The organism is Gordonia sp. SCSIO 19800 (genome assembly GCF_018132775.1).
Classification (GTDB): domain Bacteria; phylum Actinomycetota; class Actinomycetes; order Mycobacteriales; family Mycobacteriaceae; genus Gordonia; species Gordonia hongkongensis.
In genome coordinates, this window is sequence record NZ_JAGRQM010000015.1 from 79,733 (window position 1) to 101,764 (window position 22,032).

Below are 22,032 nucleotides of genomic sequence, written 5' to 3' on the forward strand. Positions count from 1 at the left end.
AGCAGAGGGCGTCAGAGGACGTGTGGGGCGAGAAGAGACCGGATCATTCGTACCCGGGGCCAGATCGGTCGTGGGTTCGTCCTGCAGAGGTACCGGGTCACCTCCCTCGAAAGCGCGCGCGGCGCTTCCGGGGGACCACCGCAGCGGAGCGTCCAGCTTGGTCAACGTGACGAACCGCGGCTTGGCCATTAGACCTTGCTCGAGGCGTCGCATAGTCGGGTCACTCGGCCCGCCGGCGAGACTGACATCGGCTTGCGACATTCCCAGTTCCTGCCGGCGCCGTTGCACGAGGCGCCCAAAGCGCAAAGCATCGGCCACACCCGCACTCTAGGCGCTATAGACCGTTCCGGGGCGTGCCCCCTACGGTATGCCACCAATGATTGTTTAACTTCGGCTTTCAATCGGTCTACTGTTGGGCTATAGTACGTACCGACGCTCGATATTTGATCGGTTACTGCACGGGTCAAGCTGCCGATTGAGCGGCTTTTGGCCATTTGCGAGACCCATGTACACCAGGTAGGCACAGGGTCTCCGTCTCGAAGTTTGACCCCGGCCGGACGCTGCAAAGTTTGGCGACTCGAACGGCGTCCGGACCGGGTGATTACCAGCTCGATGCGGTAAGTGCAGGCATCGAGGCGGGCGTTGCAAAGTGTACCTGCGGGTATGCGCTGACAACGGTCGTCTGGGTGGGCTGCTCCTACAGCTTCGAGGAAACCCTTGGAGTGAAGGAACTCGCATGACGAACCTTCTTGAGCCCGATCCTCGTGGGCCAGATTGGTCTGGGCGTGTCGCTGTCGACTTTCGATCGATGGCACAGGTCCCAGGCTCCGGAGAGGGACGGTCAGATTGCCGTCGAACAGTCCCTCTCCGGAGTGGTGGTTGGCGACTACGCGCGAGCGCGATTGATTTGCCGTCGAACGGCTCACGCGTGGTCACCCGAGGAGACAGCTCCCTGTCTGTCGATGGGGGGCTGTCCCGGTGACCAGTGTAGAGATGCATCGTCCTGTCCAGAGGGGTGGACAGGACTCACGACACTCGATCTGGGCGACGACCCTGGCCGTCATGGCGACAGCCGTCATCGCCCTCGCCAATGTCGGGGTCGGGAACGTGTCTGCCGCGCCAGCGCAGCCGGGGGGCTGCCCTGGTCTGATGGTGTACGCGGTACAGGGCACCGGCCAGTCGTCGCCAGACGCCGACCCGTCGAAGGACGCGGGCTTCCTGTCTCAGGTACTGCACCCGGCGATCACGGCCGCCCGCGGTGATATGGACCGCGCGTATGTGCCCTACGACGCCGGCTTCGGTGGTGCTGTAGCGGGCGGCAAGGTCCCGTACGAGCAGTCCGTTCAGGGCGCGGTCGCCAAGACACTGTCCTGGATCAAAGACAAAGCCGCCGCGTGCCCGGCCACGAAGTTCGGTCTGGTCGGCTACTCCCAGGGCGCTCACGTCACGCGGATCGTGTTGAACGACATCGTCGGTGGCAAAGCAGCGATCGGCGCCGACAAACTGGCTCTGCTGGCCAACCTCGGCGATCCTGGCCGTCCCGAAGGGGCTTCGTTGTTCCCCGGTAAGCCGGGGCAGACTTCTCCCGATCCGGTGCCGGGAACAAGCGGCGCGAACGTGTCCAAGATCGTGGCGGTGTCGACGACCAACGCCCCGGGTGGCGGTATCGCCCCGGTCGGTGACGTCGAGGACACGTCGTACCAGGCCATCGCGGGGCGCTATCTGTCCGCGTGCACGCCCGGCGACCTCGCCTGCGATGCCCCGGCGAACGCACCGCTGGCGCGGTTGGTCACCAACATCGCGGGTCAATCGGAACTCAACCCGGACGATCCGATCGGGTCGTTGTCGACGATCGCCGAAGCACTGGCATTGACCGCAGTCAAGACCGCGGTGCCGGTGGTCAATGAAGATGTCCAGGCGCCGGAGAACAACCTCGAATCCGTGAGTTACCAACCGCGACAGACCCTGTCAGAGCGGTTGGCCGTGGCCTCAGACCCTCGTACGCCGTTGCCGAGTGTCCAGGACGCGTTGTCGGCGGTCATCAAGGTGGGCACGATCGGGTTCAACGCGGTGAAGACCGTTGTGCAGACAGTCGCCACCCCGAGCACCATCGCCGCGATCGCTACTGCGGGTGCTGCAAATCCACTGGCCATCGTCGGCATTCTGGGCGCAAAGCTGGGCCAGGCAGCGGTCACGCTGGTTCCACCGGCAACCCAGGAACGTCTTGTCTCTGAGGCATTTACCGCGTTCAAGTCCGAGTTCCAAGCGAACTCCGACCTGTTCAAGGTGTCCTCGCTGTTGAAGTACTGGGATGCGGCCAAGCAGCACACGTCGTACTCGCAGGTGTCGGCCACGCCGACAGGCCAGCCCCCGACGAAGCTGATCGGTGATTGGATCGTGGCGGCCGCGCGCGACATCGCCGGCAAGGACGGCGCGCCGTCGAACTCGTCCGGCAGCGGCAGCGGCAGCGATGACTTTTCGTGGCTGTTCGGCGAGGGGTCCGCTGGTTCGTCGACGCTTCCATCGTTGACCACGACGTCGTTGCCGCCGAGCGCTGCGACGTCGGAACCGGCGTATCCGTGGGAGCTCGACACTTCAACACCATCGGCTTCGTCCGAGACAGTTCCCTCGGGGTCCTCACCGGTCCCGCAATCCACACCTCCTGGCGGCGCGTCCGGCCTTCCGCCGTTCCTCAGCGGGGCCTCGCAATGAGTCTGACCGTCCTCTCGGCCAGCCCTTCCCGCGTGTGCGGGCGCGGGTTGTGCCGCGCTTGTGGTGGTGGTGGTCGAACCACCACCTCCAGCTAGACCCTTCCTCTCCACTAGCGCACTCAGCGAATCACTCCGGAAGGAGCGAGTACATGTTCAGTGACAGTGCAATCCGGCCCCCGTTCGGGGGACATGCCTCTCACAACCCCGGCCATCCGAACCGTCCCATCAACCCGCAGGGTGGTGAGCCGGCGTGGTTGAGTCCCATCGATCTGATCACCGCAGTCACCGACCCGGCCACGTCGGTGGTCCCGACCGATGAGAACGGCTGCGCGTCGACTCGATGGGGGATGGGCAACGGCCTCAGCATCACGCGGCTCAAAGAGGCTTACGACGAACGGGCGCGGTGCGTACTGCCCGGTGACCGCGGCTACCGCCTCGACGCGAACAGCGTTGTGCTGGTGGTCGGCTCGAACGGCTCGTTGCCGGACGAGCTGCTGGTCGGCGCCACCTACCGCGACGTGTTCGACGACACGCTGCACACCATCGATCCGTTCTCGCTGACCGCGGTCCGGCGCGGTGTGTTCGGCGACGAACATCCCCTGCACTGGCACCTCGCCGCGTGCGATCGCTGGACCCGCGCATACCGCCACGGGAACGAGGTGACGTTCGGATGAGCACTGATTGGCAGAACGACCCGAGCGTGCACTCCTGGCTGCACACCAGCGAGCCTCACTCCGACCAGCTCACCGAGTGGGTTGACGAGCCGACGCGCCCCGAGCAGGACATCCCAGCAGGGGGCGTTGACCAGGTCGACGACACTTACAGCTACGCCCCACTCGATGACGCTAAACCTGATGACGCCGATTTCGCGGAGGTCGCCGAGCCCGCAGTCGAGGAGCCCCCGTACACCGGCAACGTCTATGCCGCAGCGCCATTCACACGAAGTGCGCCCGCTCCGACCCCGGTTCGACGTCGGGACCGCCGGTGGCTGCTGATCGTGGCGGCTGCCGCTTTGGTGGCGGTGATGGGGCTAGTGGCGATCGCAGTCATGATCCGGGGCCTGGTCAGCGGCGGCGGCGAGGACGGCATCACCGATCCGGTTGCTGCGATGGACACCCCGGACCCGTTCTCCGATGCGGTGGAATGCCCCTCGACCACCGAAGGGCCCACCACCACCGGCCGCGACCCGGGTGACCTGACGTCCGGGCCGAACGTGATCAAGGCGTTCAACTACGCCTACTTCCACTGGCGTTCGGGACCGGCCGCGCGGGCACTGGCCTCATCAACCGTTGAGGGCATCGGCAGCGCTGTCGATTTGCAGTCGAGCATCGACACGCTCAACCCCCAAGCGCGGTATTGCCTGTCGATCACCGAGACCGGCGCCAACACCTACCGCACAGAGGTCACGTTGATCCTGCCCGATGGCACCCGCGACCCCGACCCCGATGTCCAGAACATCACCACCACCCAGATCGGCGAACGCACCTACATCGCGTCTGTCACACGAAACAAGAAATAGAAAGGTCACCCCCTCCCATGTACCTCACCTCACCAGCGGTCACGTCGCCTCGGTTCGACACCCCGCCCCGGCGGTCGCGGGCACAACGCAGGCACCGCAACGCCCCACCAGCCGCCCCGTTCGTCGGGACAGTGCTTGCCGCGCTGATGGTTTCCGGTTCCTTCGGCGCCACACTCCTGGTCGACAGCCCGGCCGCAGCCTACGAACAGGGCGGTGTCGACCAGGGCGAGACCGACGATGGATTCGAGCAGGGTGGGGTCGGCGGTAGTGGCGACGACGCAACCCCACCGGTCGCACCTCCGCAGCAGACTGCGCCGAGCTACAACTACAACCCCGGTCCGGGCGCAATTCCGGCACCGCCCCGGGAAGCGCCGTACCAGCCGTACCAGTCGCCCAACTACAACCAGCCCAACTACGACACCGTCTACAACCCGGCGCCGCCGCGGGCCTACACCTTGCCCCGCCCGGTCGCCCCGGTCCGCCCGATTGCACCGCCCCCGAAGACGTTGCGCGTGGGCAACTTCCTCGTCGAGGAAGACCAGCTCAAACGCGATGCTCCCTGGCTGACCGACCGTCAGCGGGTCTCGATCAACGAGTGGTCGGCCTATGGCGAAGCGAAGATCGCCCAGGGCCTCATCTCGGTCGGCGTACCCGAGGACGAAGCGTCCCGCCAGGCCGCGGCCACCATCATCGGCGTCGCACTTGGCGGCACCGCAGGTGCGGTCACACTCGGCGTGCCCGCCGCAGTGACTGGCGGCGTCGGTGGTGCGCTGATCGGTACCGGCGTGGGTGCGTTCATCGGGTCGACCATGGTGGTGCCCTTCCCCGGCGCGAACACCGGCCCGGGCGCAGCGATCGGCGCCGCAGCCGGTGCGGCGATCGGTGCCGCTGCCTTGGGTATCCCCGCAGCGGTCGTCGGCGGGGTGGCCGGCGGAACGGCCGGTGGGCTGCTCGCGCACGCCCTGGGTGCCGGAGATCCGGGTGCGAACCCGCGTCAGCCGGGGCTGCCCGGTCAGCCGGACCCGAACCGCCGCGCACCTTCGCCGCAGCGACCGGAGCCCGCTCCGCTGCCCAACCCCGGCGCCAACCAGTTCGAGCTGCACCTTCCTGCCGACCAGGCGACCAAGGCTGGTCTACCGGCGGTGCATTACCAGGTCAACGTCGGTGGAGATGTCAACGCCGAGACCACCATCGGCGGACAGACCTACACCGCGAACTGGACCGCTGAGCAGGCCGAAGCCCCCTACAAGGCACTCGGCGGTGCAGCCGATCAGGTGAAGAAGACCGTCACCGACGCCGCGGTCGACCTCTCCCGGCAGGCGGAGAAGGCGGTCCCGGGTCTCAAGGTCACCTTCCCGCAGCTCACGCCGAAGGGGGCATAACAACGATGGCCGCGAGTGTGGAGACTGTGTCGGCGCACAACGCCGGAGCGATTCGGGGTGCGTCGATTCTGCCGCCGAGCGCATCGGAGATGTTGGGGCGGCGCACGACACGGTTACCGGCGCATCTGGTGGCGGCCGTGGGCTGTCACGGCGGTGCTGGTGTGTCCACGCTCGCGGCCCAGCTCGAGCATGTCGGCGATTCCGGCCAGTTGTGGCCCGGGCGGGCCGACGAGCCACCGTTCGCGGTACTCGTTGCGCGGGAATCGGCGCGCGGCCTGGCCGCGGCGTCGCTGGCCGCGCGGCAGTACGCGACGAACAATGCGCCAGCCCATGTGCAGTTGCTGGGTTTGGTGCTGGTAGCCGGGCGGAAGGGAAAGCCGACCGCCCGGCTCCGCCGGGATCGCGAATTACTGGTCGGGTCGGGCCTTTTCGCGAACGTGTGGCACGTCTCCTGGCACGACTTCCTCGTCGACACCCCGCTCAACGAGTTGCCCTCGACCGGCCCCGACCCGGCGCCGGCGGCGCGGCGGGCCGATCCACGCACCGTCGTCGCCCCTGACATCGCCGCCGTCGGCCAGGGCCTGCGCGACGCCGCGGTCGCGGTGATGTCAGGTGACGCCGGCACAACCCCATAACGGCACAACTCCACAACCTCCACCTCACGAGAAGGAAGAGATCATGCTCCAGTCCACCCTGGCCTCGGCCACAGCCACCACCTACGTGGCGTTCAACCCCATCCCGATTCCCGGTCTGTCGGACCGGCTCAACACCTTCGGCGGGTGGGCCACCTTCCTGGCCTACTTCGCCACCGCCGTGGCGATCGTCGTCGGCGGCGGCTTCATCGCATGGGACAAGATCACCGACCGCGGTGACAACAAGGGCGTGAAGATCGCGATCAGCTCGATCGTCGGCACGATGGTGATCGCGACGGGCGCCACGATCCTGCAGGCCGCGGGCGGGCAGTGAGCCGTGCGGACCGAAAGCCACCGCGATGAACACCACCCTGACCGTGGCCTACGCGAAACTACCCCCCGAGGTGATGAGCAACATCACCCTGATCGGCGGCTGGTTCGTGTTCGTAGCCAACATGCTCGCACTGCTACACCTGGTCTTCCTGGGCGCCTCGATCGCCTTCGACAAGGTGCGCGAGCATCCGTTCTCCCAGATCCCCGCAGGGGAGTGGTTCACCAAGATCATCTTCGGGGTGTGGGTGGTCGCGATCGCCGGCAACATCGCGACGGCGGTGCTGGTATTCGGCTGATCACCACACCGATCACCCTCCTCGGCCTGGTGTGCACGGTGATCGTGCTGCTGTCCGGGTGCGGATCAGACCCCGACACCGCCACACCGTCGACGCCGCAACAGATTCCGCTGACCGCGCCACCCACCGATCTGCGGTGGGTGGAGTTCAACGGGATGCGCCTTCCCCAAGCCGCCGAAGGCCCCCACGAGATGTCCGATGTCATCGCGCCGGGAGGGTTCGACCGCACCCCTCCGGGTGCGGGGCTGGCCGCGGTCAATGCCATCGTGCGTCTCTCGGTCGCGCTCGATGACCAGTGGCCCCAGGTTGTGCGTGAACTCCTCGCACCGGGACAGACGCGAGATGACTACATCACCAACCGCATTCAGCTGTCGACCACGTCCGGCGTGCCAGCCGGTCAGGCCCCGCAAGTACAGGGCTGGAAACTGACCGCGTTCACCCCCGACAAGGCATCGGTCGACATCTACACCCGGATGCCGGACGGGTCGATGACGGTCAACCACACCACGGTCGTGTGGGCGCCAGCGTTCGGTGATTGGCGGCTGCTGCTGCCCGACGCCGCGGCGGGCGCCTCACCAGTGGACGCGATCTCGGCCACGCCGACCGACATGGTCGCACTGACAGGAGCGTAACCCCATGAGCACCCCCGATCCTCGCGACGACGACCTCGGCCGCCTCGCGGCGCTGCACTCACTGCGCCAGTCCGGCGGCTACAAAGGCACCACGTTGGTGCTGTCGCTACTGGTGTTGACCATGGTCATCGGCATGGCCGTGCTGGTCGCCATCCGCGGCGACGGTGACGAGTCGTCAACGCAGCCACCGCAGGTCACTGCCACGGACACACCGACGTCGCTGCCGCCGCAAACCCCGGTGACCCGGCTGCCCGACGACGCGTTCGGGGTGCCCACCACCGACACCCGCGGCCGCCGGGTGGAAACCCCGACCAACCCGCTCGGCCAGGTTCTCCCGCAGACCACCGATCCCTCCGACACCGATGATCCTGAGGCTGTGCTCCCGCCGCCGCGGGGGTTGATGTGGCAGCGCGTGTACGGCGCGACGATCCCGTTCTCCACCTCGGACGGTCCGACTGCGATCAGCACCGACGGTGTACCCACCGGGTTTGCCCACACCCCGCAGGGCGCGGCGCTGGCGGCCTGGCAGATCGGCCAGCGGGCCACCTGGGCGCCCGATGACCAGAACGTCGCCCTACTCGATCGCGCGGCCGTGGTCTCCGAGGCCGCCCGTCCCGAGGCCGACAATCTGCGCACCAATGGCGCGCAGGTCTATGCCGGAAATACTGAGTTGCCCGCGCAGATCCGGGATGTGCCGGTCGCGGTCCGCGTCACCACATACTCCACCGACTTCGCCCACGTCGAATTCGCCCAACCTCTCACCCGCGACGACGGCTTCACCGCCATCTCGGTCGGCGTCGACATGGTCTGGCGCGACGGTCAGTGGAAGTGGGTGGTCCCCGAACCCGGCAACGATCCCAGCCGCCTGCTGATTTCGACCACTGGCGATGGGTGGACCCCATGGTGAACCACCGCAACGACTCTCACCTCCGGGAAGCGCGTTCCGGCCGACGGGGACGTCTGCGCACTTATCTGACCGGCCGCCGGACCCATGTCGCGGTCGTGGTGGCGCTGATTGTCGCGACGGTGTCGTCGTGGGCCGGTGCGGGCACGGCCGCAGCGAACCCGCTGTGCGACGCCCTGGGACCGTTGACGCGGACCGTCTGCGGCGCCGCGGGCAATGCCGCGAGCAATGTGGCCGGCAGTGTGGTCGGCGGGTCGTTCGAGAAGATCGTCAACTCGCTCCTGGAGGGCTACCAGACGGTCCTGACGTGGGCGATGGCGTGGTGGATCAAACTGCCAAACCCGCAGTTGGACAACAAGTCCTCCCTCATGCAGGAAGTCCACGACCACACCCTGCAAATCCAAATCGTGGGGCTGACGTTCTCGCTGATGTTCTTCGGCCTGCGGATGATGATCGACCGCAAACGCTCCCTAGCCGATGACGCCGAAGAGGGCTTCAAACTGATCTTCCGCTCGGCGATGGCCACCGCCGCGATCCCGCTGGCACTGACCGTGGGCGGGCAGATCGCCGACGGCATCTCCAACTGGCTGGTCAGCGAATCGGTGACCGCCGGCGGCGGCAACGGCGACGTCATCAAGAACTTCCTCAAACTCAACCTGCTGACCAACTCCGCGCTGGGCACCACCGCCATCGGTATCTTCGCGCTCGTCGGATTCCTCGGAGCCTTTTTGCAGTTGGCGTTGCTGGTGGTGCGCGAGGCGATGCTGCTGCTAGTCGTCGCCGCGCTCCCGGTGGCCGCCGCATTCTCCGGCACCGGACCCGGTTCGCAGAGCTACCAGCGGCTCGTCGCGTGGTCGGTGGCGTTCCTGCTGTTCAAACCCGTTGGCGCGCTGACCTACTTCGTGGCTTTCCGTGCGGGGGCCTCCAAAGACAACGCCCAACAGGTGGTCCTGGGCATGGTGCTGATGATGCTGTGCGCGTTCGTGTTACCCGCGCTCATGCGCCTGATCGCCCCTGCAGTGGCAAGCATGGGCGGCGGCGGATCAGGTGCCGCAGCGGCCGGTGCGGCCATCGGTGCAGGCGTCGCGGCGGGCAAGGTCGCTGCCGCGGCCGCCTCGGGCGGGGCGACCGCCGGGGCCAGCGGCGGCGCGAGCGCAGGCGGCATGTCCTCGATCGCCGGTCGCGGCGGCGGCGGACCCTCCGGCGGTATCTCCACGGCATCGGCACCCTCACCACCACCGCCATCCGGTGGCGGCGGGCCCGGCGCCCAACCCGCCCTCTCCGGTGGCCAGGGCGGCCAAGCCAGCTCCGGCGGCGGGGGAGGAGGTGGTGGCGGTCCCACCTCCGGGCTGGGCGACGCGATGGGATCGGCCGGCGGACTGGCCGGGGCAGCAATGCAAACCGTCGCCGACAGCGTCGAATCCGAAGTCGAATCCACCACCAGTGCCGACCCGTCGCTGAGCAGCCCACCGCCGATGCGTTCGGGCTGGAACGAACACGCCATGGCGCACTAGCCACCACCACTGACCCATCTCTGTCTGACTGTCGAAAGAGGTTGTCATGACCGATAACGCCGGCACCCGCCGACTGCTGTACCGCCCTGCGGCGGCGTTCCGGTCCTCCGGCGCTTTCGGGTTCACCATGTTCTCGACGATGGTGCTGCTCGGGTTCCTGTTCATCGCCGTCGTCGGCCTGATGCTGCCGCTACCCGGGATCATCAAATTCTTCGGGCTGCCGTTCACCCTGGCTGTGCTGTTCGTGCCGCTGGTCGTGTCGCTGCGCGGCCGCTCAGCGTGGGAGCTGGGCATGGGTGCACGGGCGGTGTCGAAGTCGCGCCGTGCCGGTGAGACCCTGGTGCGGTCCGGGCCGTTCACGACGATCCCCGACGGCACCCCACCACCGGGACCGCTCGCCACCGCCGAGACGTTCAACTTCTCACCCGGCGATGGATCGGCGTCGTTCGGCCTGATCAAGTTGTCGTCGAAGAATTTCTACACCCTGGTGCTGCGGACCTGGCCCCAGGGCGGGGAGTGGAATGACCAGCCTGTGCGGGACCGTTGGGTCGCCCGCCTCGGCGACATGCTCACCTTCCTCGGGCAATCCCCGGACTTCGTGGCCGCCACGGTCACCATGGAAACCCTGCCCGAGTCGGGGATGCGGGCCTCCAGCATCGTGCGGTCGCGACTCAAGGACACCGCGCCAGCGTTGGCCCGCAAGATCATCATCGAAGCCACCGAAGCGGTGCCGACCGCCGAAGTGCGCCTGGAAGCCCGGATCGGATTGACCTGGCGCGCGGACACCATGCACCGCAAACGCGACGCCACCGACATGGGCAACGAGCTCGCACGACGACTCGGCCGGATTCGGGACTACTGCCACGCCGCCGGTCTGCGGGTACGGCCGATGCTCGAACGCGAAATCTGCGCGATCGCTCGCCGCAGTTTCTCCCCGGCCGACGAGCTCGACCTCGAGATCGGTCTGATGAGCGGTGAACCGATGCGCCTGCGGTGGGAAGACTGCGGACCGACCTCGGCCTCAGACCAGCACGGCCGCCTGCTTCACGATGCGGCGCAGTCGATGTCGTGGACGATGCGCAACGAACCCGAGGCGCCGTTCGACTCCAACGTGCTCGCCGATCTGCTGTCCCCGAACAGCGACGTACCACGCAAACGCGTCACCTTCGTCTACCAGCCCTACACCCCGGCCCAAGCCACCACCATCGTCAACAAGGACCACAACGATGCCCGCCAGGCCGTGCGCACCAACGTCGGCAAACTGCCCGAACGCGCGCTGGTGCGCCTGGACAGCGCCGAAGGCGCCCGCCAGGAACAGGCCCGCGGCGCAGGTGTGACCCGGGTGTCGATGATCGTCACCGCCACCTGCCCCATCGGTGCTGACACCCAGAAGATCGACACCCTCGTCACCGATCTGGGCCTCTCTGCGGCCACCCCACTCGAACCGACCCGCGACGAACAACTCGTCACCTTCTGCGCCGGACTGGGATTCGGTGTCGTGCTCTCCGAAGAGAGCACCGTCTCCGACAAACTCGCCGCCTAACCCGAGACAGAAAGGACCACCCTGCGATGCCGACGCTCCCGGCCCTGACCTCGCTGCTCCAGCGCTCCCGCGCCCGCCTATCTTCCTCGGCGGCATCCCTGCCCCAGATCAACACCGTCCTGTCGATCACCGAACACCGCTCGGCCGGCGGTCACGACTACGGCCTGATCCGGGCACACGCCACCGGCCACTACACGGTGATCCTCGCCGCGACCGGCGCGACACTGCGCGACTGGCAACAGCTGTGCGACTTCACCCGCATCGACTTCGGCGCCGACGCCTGGGATGTCGTCGCGGTCACCGCAGTCGCCGACCACTTCCCCCGCACCGGCACCGCCCACCGGCAGTGGATGATCCCCGAGGGCCATCACCACCTCGACGTCGCCGACCTCGCCACCGACACCTATCTCGCGGTGACCTTCGTCGCGGCCACCTCAGCAATGAAGTCCACTCCCGACGAAATGGCCGTGGAAGTGGGCCGGCGCCTGCACACCCTGATCGGGTCCCTGCACGCCGCCGGGCTGCCCACCACACCGCTCACCGCAGCACAGGTCGCCGCGGTCGGAGTGCGGGCCTACCGCGGCGGCCTGGCCGACGACCCGGCGCCCGCGTTCGCCGACATCGCACCGGACTCGACACCGCACCGGGTGCGGGATGTGTTCTGCCACAACGACCTGGTCTCGGCGACATGGGTGATCGCTCCGCACGTGCTCGAACCGCCCCACGCGATGGGTTCGGTACTGGCCCAGCTGCTCGAGCGTGACCCGACCACCCCGCGCACCCGGTTGGCGATCACCTGGCGAGCCACTCGGATCGCCGAGACCATCCACCCCGATGACCCGATCCGCCTCACCTTCGAGCCCGCTCTGCAGCGGTTCGGCGCGACGCTGACGATCACCGAGCCGCGCCCTCGTACCCCGTCGGTGGACTCCGTGCGCGACCGGTTGCCGCTGTTCGCCCGCCTCGGCGTGCGCAACGGCTATGACCGCCACGCCGAACTGTTCGCCGCCGGCATCGGACTCGGGGTGTTGCTGCCCGAACACGGCGACATCACCGACGAAGCCCTGCGCCACCGCCACCGCTAACCGATTGCGAGACGCCCCACCATGACTGTCACTGACCTCCGCACAGCCACCACCGCCGCCACTGACGGCGACACCGCGCCCTCGACGTTGCGCCTGGATGCCGGCGCCGCCTCGGCCACCCGGCCGAGCACCAAAGAACGCGCGGCCAAGCCGACCACGTTCTACGACGACGACACCCGTGAGGACCTGCTCGACACCGCCCGCAGCGGTGGAGTCAACGGCTACCTCGCCCGACAGAAACTCGGCAACGACGCCCGCCGGCGGGAAAGCCACGAAGCCGCCGTTGCCCGGCCGATCCAGTTCGATGTGCCCGCCCTGATCCGCACCAACCGGGGCTTCGACGGGCGTGGCGGCGGGCGCGTCGCCCACGTGCGCCGACCCAACGAACTGCGCGGCACCACCGCGCACGTGCCGGGGTTCTATCCGTTCCCCATCGGCGCCTCAGCCCCCCTGGACGGCGCGCCCGTCGGCTCGCACCTCGACACCGGACAACCCGTCGGGTTCGACCAGATCGGCTGGTTCGAGGCCGGACAGATCACCGCACCGTCAGCGATGGTGTTCGGCCTCAACGGATTCGGCAAAAGCACCCTCAACCGGCGCATCGTCTGCCACGACCTGGCGACCGGGGTCCGCCCGCTCATCATGGGCGATCACCGACCCGACTTCGTCAACATGATGCGCCAGATGGTCCTGCACGACGACAACGGCCGGGTGCAGTACCGCGAGGACGGCATCACCCCGGTCACCCCGCAGGTCACCAGCGTCGGATTCGACTCGCCGATGAATCCGCTGGCCGTGGGCACCTTCGGCAACCTCATCGCCCGACTGCCCGCCGCGGCCCGCCAGCTCGCCGAACGCGAAATGCGGGCACGCCAGGTCACCGCCGCCACCGGCCTGCTCGAGATCAGCTCCGGACGTCCCATCGCTCCGCACGAGGAGACGCTGCTCACCACCGCCCTGCGGGTGCTCTACGGCACGGCCAACGAGTTCACCCTGACCAATGCGCCCCTGCCGGGCGATGTGCTCAACCTGCTGCGCCAGGTCCCGCAGACTCTCATCGACGCCACCGCCCGCGACGCCGACACCAATCCCGAACTGCGCCGCGCCCACCAGGACCTCCTCGATGCCTCCGGCGCCCTGGGGCGTCGACCCCATGACGCGATCGCCGTCGACCGCTACCTGCTGCTGACCGAGAACCTGCGCCAGTCGCTCGACCAGCTGGTGTCGGGGCAGTTCGGCGAGATCTTCAACGCCCCCACCAAAGAGCCCATCGACATCGACGCCCTCGGGGTGTGCGTGGACATGTCCCGGCTGCCGGCCAACGCCCGCAAGCTGCGCGCCGCAGTACTCCTGGCGTGCTGGTCGGACGGTTTCTCCGCCGTCGAAGCCTCGCATCTGCTCTCCGATCACGGCCTGCAAGAGCCCCGCAACTACGACCTGGTGTGCGACGAGTTCTCGCTGGTACTCGGTGTGGGCAACGGCATCGTGTGGCGCGTCGACGAAGTGACCCGCGTCCAGCGCGAACAGGGCACCGGCAGCCTGTTCACCACCCACACCGTCAAGGACCTCCAAGCGTTCGACTCGATGGAAGATCGCCAGCGCGCCATGGGCTTTCTCGACCGCGCCCGGGTCAAGGTGTGCTTCCCGCTACCCGAGGACGAAGCCTCGCTGATGGAGGGCAAGGTCAACCTCAACGAGAAAGAAGCCGCCACCCTCGCCGAGTGGGCCACCACCCCCCGCGGCATCGACGACCCGGTCGTCTCCGAGATCAGCGAAACCGACTGGGCCGACGGGGTCCGCGCGACCGGCACCGAAACCAACACCGTCCCGCCAGGTATGGGCAAGTTCCTGATCAAGGAGGGTGAGCAGCCCGGTATCCCGGTGCAGATGCGGTTGACCGCCACCGAGCGCGCCACCGAGATGCACAACACCAACAAGCGCTTCAACCGCGGCCGCGGCGCCAAGTCCGGATCCGCGGCATGAGCACCGACAGCGACCCGGGGGTGGTCACCCCGCTCGACCCGCTACCCAGTGCCTGGGAGCAGGTGCAGGACTGGGTGGTCGAACCCAACCCGCGCCGCACCGCCCACTCCGAGGAAGTCCGGCGGTTGGCGGTGCGCGCCGTCGCTGAGCTGCTGGCTCGCACCTCGCTGTCGCTGACCGCCGCGGCCGCCGACGTCGCCGGCAACATCGGTGCCGGCACCAACAGCGTCATGCGGTGGTGCCGGGCAGCCGGGGTCGGCCGCGACGTCACCGCCCGCGACCGCGAATGGGCCACCCGCCTCGACGTCATGCGCTCGATGAACAAGGCGCTGACCGAGCACGTCCGCGACCTCGACACCACCACCGCCGACTATCGGGGTCTGCCTCGTGGGTGAGGGCAACGCCTCCAAACTGCTGGTGCCGCTGCTGGCACTGGTGATGGGGTTCTTCGCCTCGTGCACGGTCATCATCTCCGTGGCCGGCGACGACGACTCCTGCCTGCCGCTGACCGGCGGTGTCGACCAACCCGCCGACGCCTCCCTCTCACCCGGCGCCAAGGTCAAGCCGATGAAAGCCAAGGACTTTCAGATCACCTCCGGCTACGGTCCGCGCGACGGGGCGATGCACGAAGGTATCGACCTGGCCGGGGCACTCGGCGCGCCGATCTATGCCGCCGCCGACGGCACCGTCACCGCCGCCGGGAGCGCCTCGGGGTTCGGGCACTGGATCGTGCTCACCCACAACATCAACGGGCACGTGTGGTCCACGGTGTACGGGCACATGTTCGCCGACGGGGTGCTGGTCAAAGCCGGTCAGAAAGTCACCGCCGGACAACACATCGCCAAGCTCGGCAACGACGGCCAATCCACCGGCCCGCACCTGCATTTCGAGGTGTGGGATGGCGGGCACCGCGACTTCACCGGCGGCCGCTCGGTCGACCCGGCCGGATGGGTGTCCACCAGCCCCGAGCCCGGCGCCGCCCCGGCCGGGCGAGCGCCCGCCCAACCAGGCGGGCCGCGGGTGCTCACCGCACCCCGGGTCTTGCCCGCCGCCGACGTGGTCACCGTCGCCGACTGGGATGCGGTGGCCAAGCACGAATCCGGCGGCAACTGGAAGATCAACACCGGCAACGGCTACTACGGCGGATTGCAGTTCGCGGCGTCGACCTGGACCGGCGCCGGCGGCGGGCAGTACGCGCCGACCGCCGACAAAGCCACCCGCGAACAGCAGATGGAGGTCGCCAACCGCGTCCTGGGGTCCCAAGGCTGGGGCGCCTGGCCGACCACCTCCAAGAAGGCCGGGGTCACCGGCAAGAAACCCGCTCCCGCAGGCACGTTCCTCAACGCCGCCGCGGTGCCGCCACCGGCAGGCGCCCCCAGCGGCCCGCCCGCACCGTCCGGGCCGTCGGGTCCGCTGCCGCCGCTGCCGAAGTCCAAGGGCTCCGAAGCGCACTTCCAGGTCGACACCATCCGCCTGGCCCGCGCGATCGCCGCCAAGTTCCCCCAGATCCAGACCATCGGCGGCTGGCGCGCCGACGGCGGCGGCTACAACGACCACCCGTCCGGCCGCGCCGTCGACGTCATGATCCCCAACTACACCTCCGCGCAAGGGATCGCGCTCGGCAACGCCGTCAACAAATACATCCTTGACAACAAGAAGCACTTCAAGCTCGAGTACACGATCTGGCGTCAGACCTACTACCCGGCGGTCGGCAAGTCCAACGTCATGGACGACCGCGGCGACCCCACCCAGAACCACTTCGACCACGTCCACGCCACCGTCGAAGGCCACGGCATGCCCCGCGGCAATGAGGTCTACACCGCGCCCGGCATCACCGGCGGGATCGGCGCCGACGAGGGCACCGACTGCGGCCCGGTCGAGGACCAGCACGGCGGGGGAGTCGACAACCTCGCCGCCGGACGGGTCCCACCGGCCTACGAGCCGTGGTTCCGCAAAGCCGGACTGCTGTGCCCGCAGATCAGCTCGGCGTTCCTCGGTGGAATCGGCAAGCAGGAGACCGGGTTCAACGCCTCCCTGGTGTCCCCGGCAGGGGCGAAGGGGCCGATGCAGTTCATGGACTACACCTACCCGTCCTGGGCCAAAGACGATGACGGCAACGGCCGCGCCTCGGCCACCGACATCGGTGACGCCGTCATGGCCGCCGGCCGGTTCTCGTGCGCCAACGCCAAACAGATCGACGCCGCGATCGCTTCCGGGCGGGTGAAAGAACCCGCCGAAGGCCGCGAAATTCTCTACGCCTACGCCTACAACGCCGGAGTCGGCGCGGTCCTCAACGCCGGCGGAACACCCACCGGCGGCGACTACGACACCCAGACCCGCCCGTACGGCCAGAAAGTCATCGCCTACGCCAAACAGTTCGCCGATCAAGGACTTCCGGAGAAGAACCGATGAACCACCACCGCCATCGCCACCTCCTGGCCGTCATCGCGATCGTGCTGATCGCCGCACTGGCCGGATGCTCCGGCAGCGACGACACCACCGAACCCGCACACGGCCACGATGACCACGGCGAGCACTACAGCACCCCGCCCGGCCTGCCCGACCGCGCCGAACCGATCGGGGTGTTCACCACCACCGTGACCACCATGTTCAGCTGGCAACCCGCCACCGACACCTCACCCACCGACGCGCTGCGCCGCACCCGAGCCACCCTCACCGGCCAGGCACTGGCCTCGGCGGACAGCCCCGCCACAGTGCGGCCCAGCGCCCAGTGGGGCGCCTGGAAGCAATCCCTCGACGTCATCACCGCCCGCGTCGACAACGCCTCGGCAGTGCTGATCTCACCGGACAAGGCCAGTGCGCACGGCACCGTCACCCAAACCGTGCTCGGCATCGACGCCACGGTGACCTCCTACCGAAAGTTCACCGTCACCGCCGAACTCGTCCGCATCGACGGCCACTGGAAAGTCGCCACCTACCCCCGCGCCGACACCTGACCACCGACCGCCCAACACCGCCCCTCGAAGGAAGGCACGCCCCATGCTCGACCCACACAACGTCACCCAGGACAACAGCCGCGAAGTCGACGACATCTTCGACGAAATCCGCACGATCATGCGTCACTCCCGCCGCCACGCCGACGAAGCGCTGCGTCAGGTCCGCAACCAGCAGCACCGCCGACGTTCCCGGCAGACCCGCGCCCAACAACGCCTGAACACCGCGCGCGCCACCGGCGCCCGCCCGCCCCTCTACACCGACACCAGTGCCGAACGCCACCCGCTGACTCCGGATCTGATGGCGCGCTGGGCCGGAGCGCACGCCGCGGCCGACCTGGCCCGCGAGGCCGCCGCCGAGGCCGCCCGCGGCGGTGACACCGCCCGGGAAGCCCAGACCAAAGCCACCGCGCAGCGCGCCGAGCAATGGGCGCACGCCTGGGACGAGCGGCTACGTGAGGCCGGCGTCGACCCCGACACCATCTCCGGTCGCGACCGCGACAACGACCTCGGCGAGGTCGCCGACACCGATCTGCTCGACCATGTGTCGACCGCGGCCGCGAACTACGCCATCGACGTCGACGACGCCGCGACCGAAGGGGGGCACCGCTCGACCAGTGAGCTCATCGCCGACACCGAACCCGCCCCCGAAGCCGCGCTGATCGCCGCCGGCGTTAGCGACTGGCAGATCACCCCGACCCCCGACGTCGGCGCCAGCGTCTCCCTCGACACCGGAGCCCAGCTGTGAGCACCACCCATCGCCGCGACCGCGGCCAACACGAGTCCATGGTCGGCTACTACCTCGCCGCAGTCCTGTTCGCGCTGCTGGCGATCGTCTACGTGTGCTGGCGGGCGGGTTGCTGGCTCACCGGTCAGCCCGGCCCAGTGCTGATCAACCCGGCCACCGCCGCCGTCGACGGCACATTCCAGTGGCCGGTGGCCTCCACCGTGCTCCTCGTAGTCGCGGTCATCGCCGCCGCCGTGGTGACCGTCATCGTGGCACGTCACCGCACCGCCACCGCCGTACTACGCGAATTCGACCAGGTGGCACAGTTCCTTCCCCGGCCCCGGGAACTGCACGCCATCACCGCCCGCGACGCCAAGCACTCCGCACAGCGCCTGCGCGGCCGCGACGCCATCACCGGGCACCTCGACTACGGGCTGGCGTTGGGATCGCTGATCGGATCAGGAACCTCCGCGCTCTACATGAGCTGGGAATGGGTCGGACTCATCATCGGCGGACCCCGATCAGGCAAGACCACCGGCTACGCCATCCCCATGATCTGCCAGGCACCCGGCGCCGTGTTCGCCACCTCCAACAAACCCGACATCTACGACGCCACCCGCTGGGTGCGCGACCGCAACGACCTCACCACCCACGCCGCCAAGGCCGACACCACCCGACACGGGCTGCGCGCACTGTGGGCCTACCGCACCCAGCGGCGCGAACCCCCACGCACCCGCGGCACCATCTGGCTCTCCGACCTCCAACACATCGCCGGCACCCAGGGCCAGCAGTGGTGGTGGGACCCGTTCTGGTGCGTGCACGAACTCTCCGACGCCCGCGAGCTCGCCGCGATCTTCGCCGGAGCCGAAACCGCCGAAGGATCACGCCTCGACGCCTACTTCGACGGCGGAGCCAAAGAACTACTGGCCCTGCACATCCTGGCTGCATCTGTCGGTGGGGGAGACCTCAAACACGTCGACGGCTGGCTCACCGACCCCAAACTCAAAGTCGCCCGCCAGGTATTGACCCGCCACGGCCACCACGACGCCGCAGCCAAGATCGACACCGCCGCCAACCTCAACCCCCGCCAACAAGACGGCCTCTACGACATGGCGCGCCGGTTCATCAACGTCATGACCGTGCCCGCCTACGCCCGATCAGTCCTCCCACCCCAACGGGTCCGGTTCGACGGCGATAACACCGTCGGCAGCAACGACATCCGCCACGACCTGCCCAAGTTCGATCCGCAAGCGTTCGTCACCTCCACCGACACCATGTACGCCCTGTCGATGGAAGGCGCCGGCGCGGCCACCGCCCTGACCACCGCCCTCGCCGACACCATCTTCAAAGCAGCCGTCGCCCAAGCCCGACGCAACGGCGGACGGTTGCCGGTGCCGGTCGTGGCGGTGCTCGACGAGGCCGCCAACGTGTGCAAACTGCCCGAACTGCCCGACTGGTACTCCCATTTCGGCAGCCAGGGCATCGTCATCGTCACGATGCTGCAATCGCTGGCCCAGGCCGCGAAAGTGTGGTCCAAAGACAAACTCGACATGCTCGTCGACTCCTCGAACGTCTACATCTACGCCGGCTCATCGAACAACGAGTCCTACCTGTCCGGGCTGAGCCGCATGATCGGCCAACGCGACGTCCGCCGCCGCAGCCGCTCGCACTCCAGCTCAGGTCTCGGATCGACCAGCACCAGCGAATCCTGGTCCAGCGAACCCATTCTCGGCATCGACGACCTCAAAGCACTACCCGCCGAACGAGCAGTGCTGGCGACCTCCGGCAACCGCACCGTCGTCACCACCAAGAACTCCTACTGGCTCGGCCCCTACGCCGAACTGATCGACGCCTCCAAGAAGGCCTGCGGGGCAGAACGCGCAGCCCAGCAGGCCGCGCTGTCCACAACACCTCAACCCGCCGCCCTCCGCGAAAGGACTTCCCGATGACCACCCCCGACACCGACACCCCCGACGACGACCCCCGCGCGCACTGGCGATTCACCTCCGGCTCCGACTGGTTCACCAACTGGCTCAGCCACATCAAAGCCGGACGTTTCGACCGCGACACCCGCTGGTGCCCGCAATGGTGGCGCCACGACGAAGTCGTCATCCGCCTCGAGGAGCTGTGGAAGGCGTGGGAGACCGCCCGCCTGAGCGAAGACCCCGCCGCACTGTCGTCGTGGTGGACCGCCCACCTCGACACCCACTGGCGGACGCTCACCGCCGAAAACGGGCCGCTCTACCTGTGCACACCCGACAAACACACCACCACCGAGACGCTGGCCGATCAATCCACCCCACCCCCACCGGGATGGTTCGACCCGCCCGCCGATATCAACGCCGCCTAACCCTGAGGGACAACCCATGCCACCACCGCCACTGTTTCATTGGGCCCTCGTCGGTTGCGTCGTGCTCCTGGTGATTCTCGCTATCACCAGCGCAGTCGTCGTCATCAGAGCCGTCCTCCATCAACGCCGCCGACCATCCGAGCGCCAACCCCACGATCCTGGCCAGCTCGATACACCCCGAGGAGACCAGTCATGATCGCCATCCCCCTCGCGTCGTTTCCTGGACCGTCAATGGGACCCGGCTGGCAGCCCTACCGGCGGTCGGTGTCGTCGACATTTGCTGCCAACGTGGGCATCTCGGCCGTCATCGTCGGTCTTGTCCTCGCGGTTCGCGACCTTTGGACCTCCGACGACGGTGGCGAACAGGTGTGGTCGTGGCTGCACACACTCGCTGAGGACCGCGACCACTTCGTGAGCACCGGAGCCACAGTCATCGCCGTCATAGGGATCATCGCCCTCACATTCGTGACCGTCCGACTCGCCGGCGCCGCGATGCCCCACCGTGGCCTCATGAAGCGGAGCGTGAACTACGAGAACTCCGACACCGTCGACGCTGTGGCCCGCTACCACGCTGCTCAGACAGTGGTGTTGCAGGCCTTCGGAGCACAGGTGAGCGAGATCAGACTGAGCAGCACCATCGTGAACTCCACACTCCGTGCCGGAGGGACCTTCGCCCTCTGGCGTGCTCTCCTGCAAGAGCCGGCCACTAACACCGAAAAGAATTGGGCGACACTGGTGGCCACAATCGCAGCGTCCTACCACTACCGCGGCGCCATCGGTGACCCACAGATGGCCGAGTGGACCGATGACGAGCTATCACGGCTTCACCAGGTGGCGCTTCGCCTGTTGGTGAGCGACGACCGCCCCGCCGACTACTCCGGAGAGTGGAGCATCGACGGCATCCTCGCCGCAGCGAGCCGACGAGCGGTCGAACTACTGGCCGATCACAGCGTGGAAGTTGCAGCCCTGGCTCAGGCCGCGGCGGCGAACTTCCTCCATGTCATCCCGAAACCCCTGTATGCAACGGAAATTCGCACCTGCCTGTCCGATCCGGTCACCGTACTCTCCGACCCCAGGTATGCCATCCCCCGTGGCCGGTCGGGCATCGACACCGGACTCGCGGCCGCCATGGTCTCGATTCTGGGTTGTGCTGCGGCAGTGGTCGGTATCGGTCTCGACGTTTTCGGCCTGACCGTGACCGGCATCTCTGCTGTCGTGGTCGGTGGGCTGATCCTTATGCTTCGAGTCGAGGGCCGCGACCTCAGCCGCCGCATCGACTACGAGTTGAACCGCGCTCGCCAACGCCGCATCCAGCGCCACGCTTCCATGCAGGACCCCGCCGCTGCGGGCACCGTCGACGACGGCCGGGCACTGGGCGAGCCCATCGAGTCCGACTATCACCTGCGGGGTGAATGACTGATGAGCGCCCTGACGATAGTGCAGGCCTTTCCCGCCCCGCTACCACCA

The 22,032-nt window shown here is 67.9% G+C and carries 20 protein-coding genes; all 20 read left to right on the forward strand.

Annotated elements, in window-relative coordinates:
- The first annotated feature begins 1,062 nt into the window (after positions 1 to 1,062).
- Positions 1,063 to 2,712 (forward strand): cutinase family protein, encoded by a 1,650-nt coding sequence (locus KB201_RS16850; protein ID WP_249145839.1) that lies wholly within the window; start codon positions 1,063 to 1,065, stop codon positions 2,710 to 2,712.
- A gap of 148 nt (positions 2,713 to 2,860) precedes the next feature.
- The gene (locus KB201_RS16855) at positions 2,861 to 3,385 is read left to right on the forward strand and encodes a hypothetical protein (protein ID WP_211539895.1); all 525 of its coding nucleotides are present in this window, start codon (positions 2,861 to 2,863) and stop codon (positions 3,383 to 3,385) included.
- Entirely contained in the window at positions 3,382 to 4,230 is an 849-nt protein-coding gene (locus tag KB201_RS16860) for a hypothetical protein (RefSeq protein ID WP_211539897.1), read from the forward strand. Before KB201_RS16855 ends, KB201_RS16860 begins: the two co-directional genes overlap by 4 nt.
- A gap of 146 nt (positions 4,231 to 4,376) precedes the next feature.
- On the forward strand, positions 4,377 to 5,612 hold the full coding sequence (locus tag KB201_RS16865; protein ID WP_307848079.1) for a hypothetical protein: 1,236 nt from the start codon (positions 4,377 to 4,379) through the stop codon (positions 5,610 to 5,612).
- Between the two features lie 161 nt (positions 5,613 to 5,773).
- Entirely contained in the window at positions 5,774 to 6,247 is a 474-nt protein-coding gene (locus KB201_RS16870) for a hypothetical protein (RefSeq protein WP_211539899.1), read from the forward strand.
- 43 nt (positions 6,248 to 6,290) lie between these two features.
- A complete protein-coding gene (locus KB201_RS16875) occupies positions 6,291 to 6,578 on the forward strand; it encodes a hypothetical protein (protein ID WP_211539900.1) in 288 nt (95 codons plus the stop codon).
- 25 nt (positions 6,579 to 6,603) lie between these two features.
- A complete protein-coding gene (locus KB201_RS16880) occupies positions 6,604 to 6,873 on the forward strand; it encodes a hypothetical protein (RefSeq protein WP_182374558.1) in 270 nt (89 codons plus the stop codon).
- Positions 6,819 to 7,505: a hypothetical protein gene (locus KB201_RS16885; RefSeq protein ID WP_211539901.1), complete on the forward strand. Its 687-nt coding sequence runs from the start codon at positions 6,819 to 6,821 to the stop codon at positions 7,503 to 7,505. Before KB201_RS16880 ends, KB201_RS16885 begins: the two co-directional genes overlap by 55 nt.
- A gap of 4 nt (positions 7,506 to 7,509) precedes the next feature.
- Entirely contained in the window at positions 7,510 to 8,412 is a 903-nt protein-coding gene (locus KB201_RS16890) for a hypothetical protein (RefSeq protein ID WP_211539902.1), read from the forward strand.
- Complete coding sequence (locus KB201_RS16895) at positions 8,406 to 9,923, forward strand: hypothetical protein (RefSeq protein WP_211539903.1); 1,518 nt, start codon at positions 8,406 to 8,408, stop codon at positions 9,921 to 9,923. Before KB201_RS16890 ends, KB201_RS16895 begins: the two co-directional genes overlap by 7 nt.
- A 46-nt stretch (positions 9,924 to 9,969) precedes the next feature.
- Positions 9,970 to 11,466 carry an SCO6880 family protein gene (locus KB201_RS16900; RefSeq protein ID WP_211539904.1) on the forward strand — a complete coding sequence of 499 codons (1,497 nt, stop codon included), beginning with the start codon at positions 9,970 to 9,972 and terminating at the stop codon, positions 11,464 to 11,466.
- A 26-nt stretch (positions 11,467 to 11,492) separates the two neighbouring features.
- Positions 11,493 to 12,551 carry a hypothetical protein gene (locus KB201_RS16905; protein WP_211539906.1) on the forward strand — a complete coding sequence of 353 codons (1,059 nt, stop codon included), beginning with the start codon at positions 11,493 to 11,495 and terminating at the stop codon, positions 12,549 to 12,551.
- 21 nt (positions 12,552 to 12,572) lie between these two features.
- Positions 12,573 to 14,534: a hypothetical protein gene (locus KB201_RS16910; RefSeq protein WP_211539908.1), complete on the forward strand. Its 1,962-nt coding sequence runs from the start codon at positions 12,573 to 12,575 to the stop codon at positions 14,532 to 14,534.
- Positions 14,531 to 14,929 carry a hypothetical protein gene (locus KB201_RS16915; RefSeq protein ID WP_211539910.1) on the forward strand — a complete coding sequence of 133 codons (399 nt, stop codon included), beginning with the start codon at positions 14,531 to 14,533 and terminating at the stop codon, positions 14,927 to 14,929. Before KB201_RS16910 ends, KB201_RS16915 begins: the two co-directional genes overlap by 4 nt.
- Positions 14,922 to 16,946 carry a transglycosylase family protein gene (locus tag KB201_RS25095; RefSeq protein WP_211539912.1) on the forward strand — a complete coding sequence of 675 codons (2,025 nt, stop codon included), beginning with the start codon at positions 14,922 to 14,924 and terminating at the stop codon, positions 16,944 to 16,946. Before KB201_RS16915 ends, KB201_RS25095 begins: the two co-directional genes overlap by 8 nt.
- Positions 16,943 to 17,491, forward strand: coding sequence for a hypothetical protein (locus tag KB201_RS16925; RefSeq protein ID WP_211539914.1), 549 nt, complete (start codon positions 16,943 to 16,945; stop codon positions 17,489 to 17,491). Before KB201_RS25095 ends, KB201_RS16925 begins: the two co-directional genes overlap by 4 nt.
- A gap of 43 nt (positions 17,492 to 17,534) precedes the next feature.
- On the forward strand, positions 17,535 to 18,236 hold the full coding sequence (locus tag KB201_RS16930) for a hypothetical protein (protein WP_211539915.1): 702 nt from the start codon (positions 17,535 to 17,537) through the stop codon (positions 18,234 to 18,236).
- Entirely contained in the window at positions 18,233 to 20,164 is a 1,932-nt protein-coding gene (locus tag KB201_RS16935; RefSeq protein ID WP_211539916.1) for a type IV secretory system conjugative DNA transfer family protein, read from the forward strand. Before KB201_RS16930 ends, KB201_RS16935 begins: the two co-directional genes overlap by 4 nt.
- Positions 20,161 to 20,565: a DUF4913 domain-containing protein gene (locus KB201_RS16940; RefSeq protein ID WP_211539917.1), complete on the forward strand. Its 405-nt coding sequence runs from the start codon at positions 20,161 to 20,163 to the stop codon at positions 20,563 to 20,565. The genes KB201_RS16935 and KB201_RS16940 overlap by 4 nt, the downstream gene beginning before the upstream one ends.
- Positions 20,566 to 20,757: 192 nt before the next feature.
- Complete coding sequence (locus tag KB201_RS16945) at positions 20,758 to 21,981, forward strand: hypothetical protein (RefSeq protein WP_211539918.1); 1,224 nt, start codon at positions 20,758 to 20,760, stop codon at positions 21,979 to 21,981.
- The last annotated feature ends 51 nt before the right edge of the window (positions 21,982 to 22,032 follow it).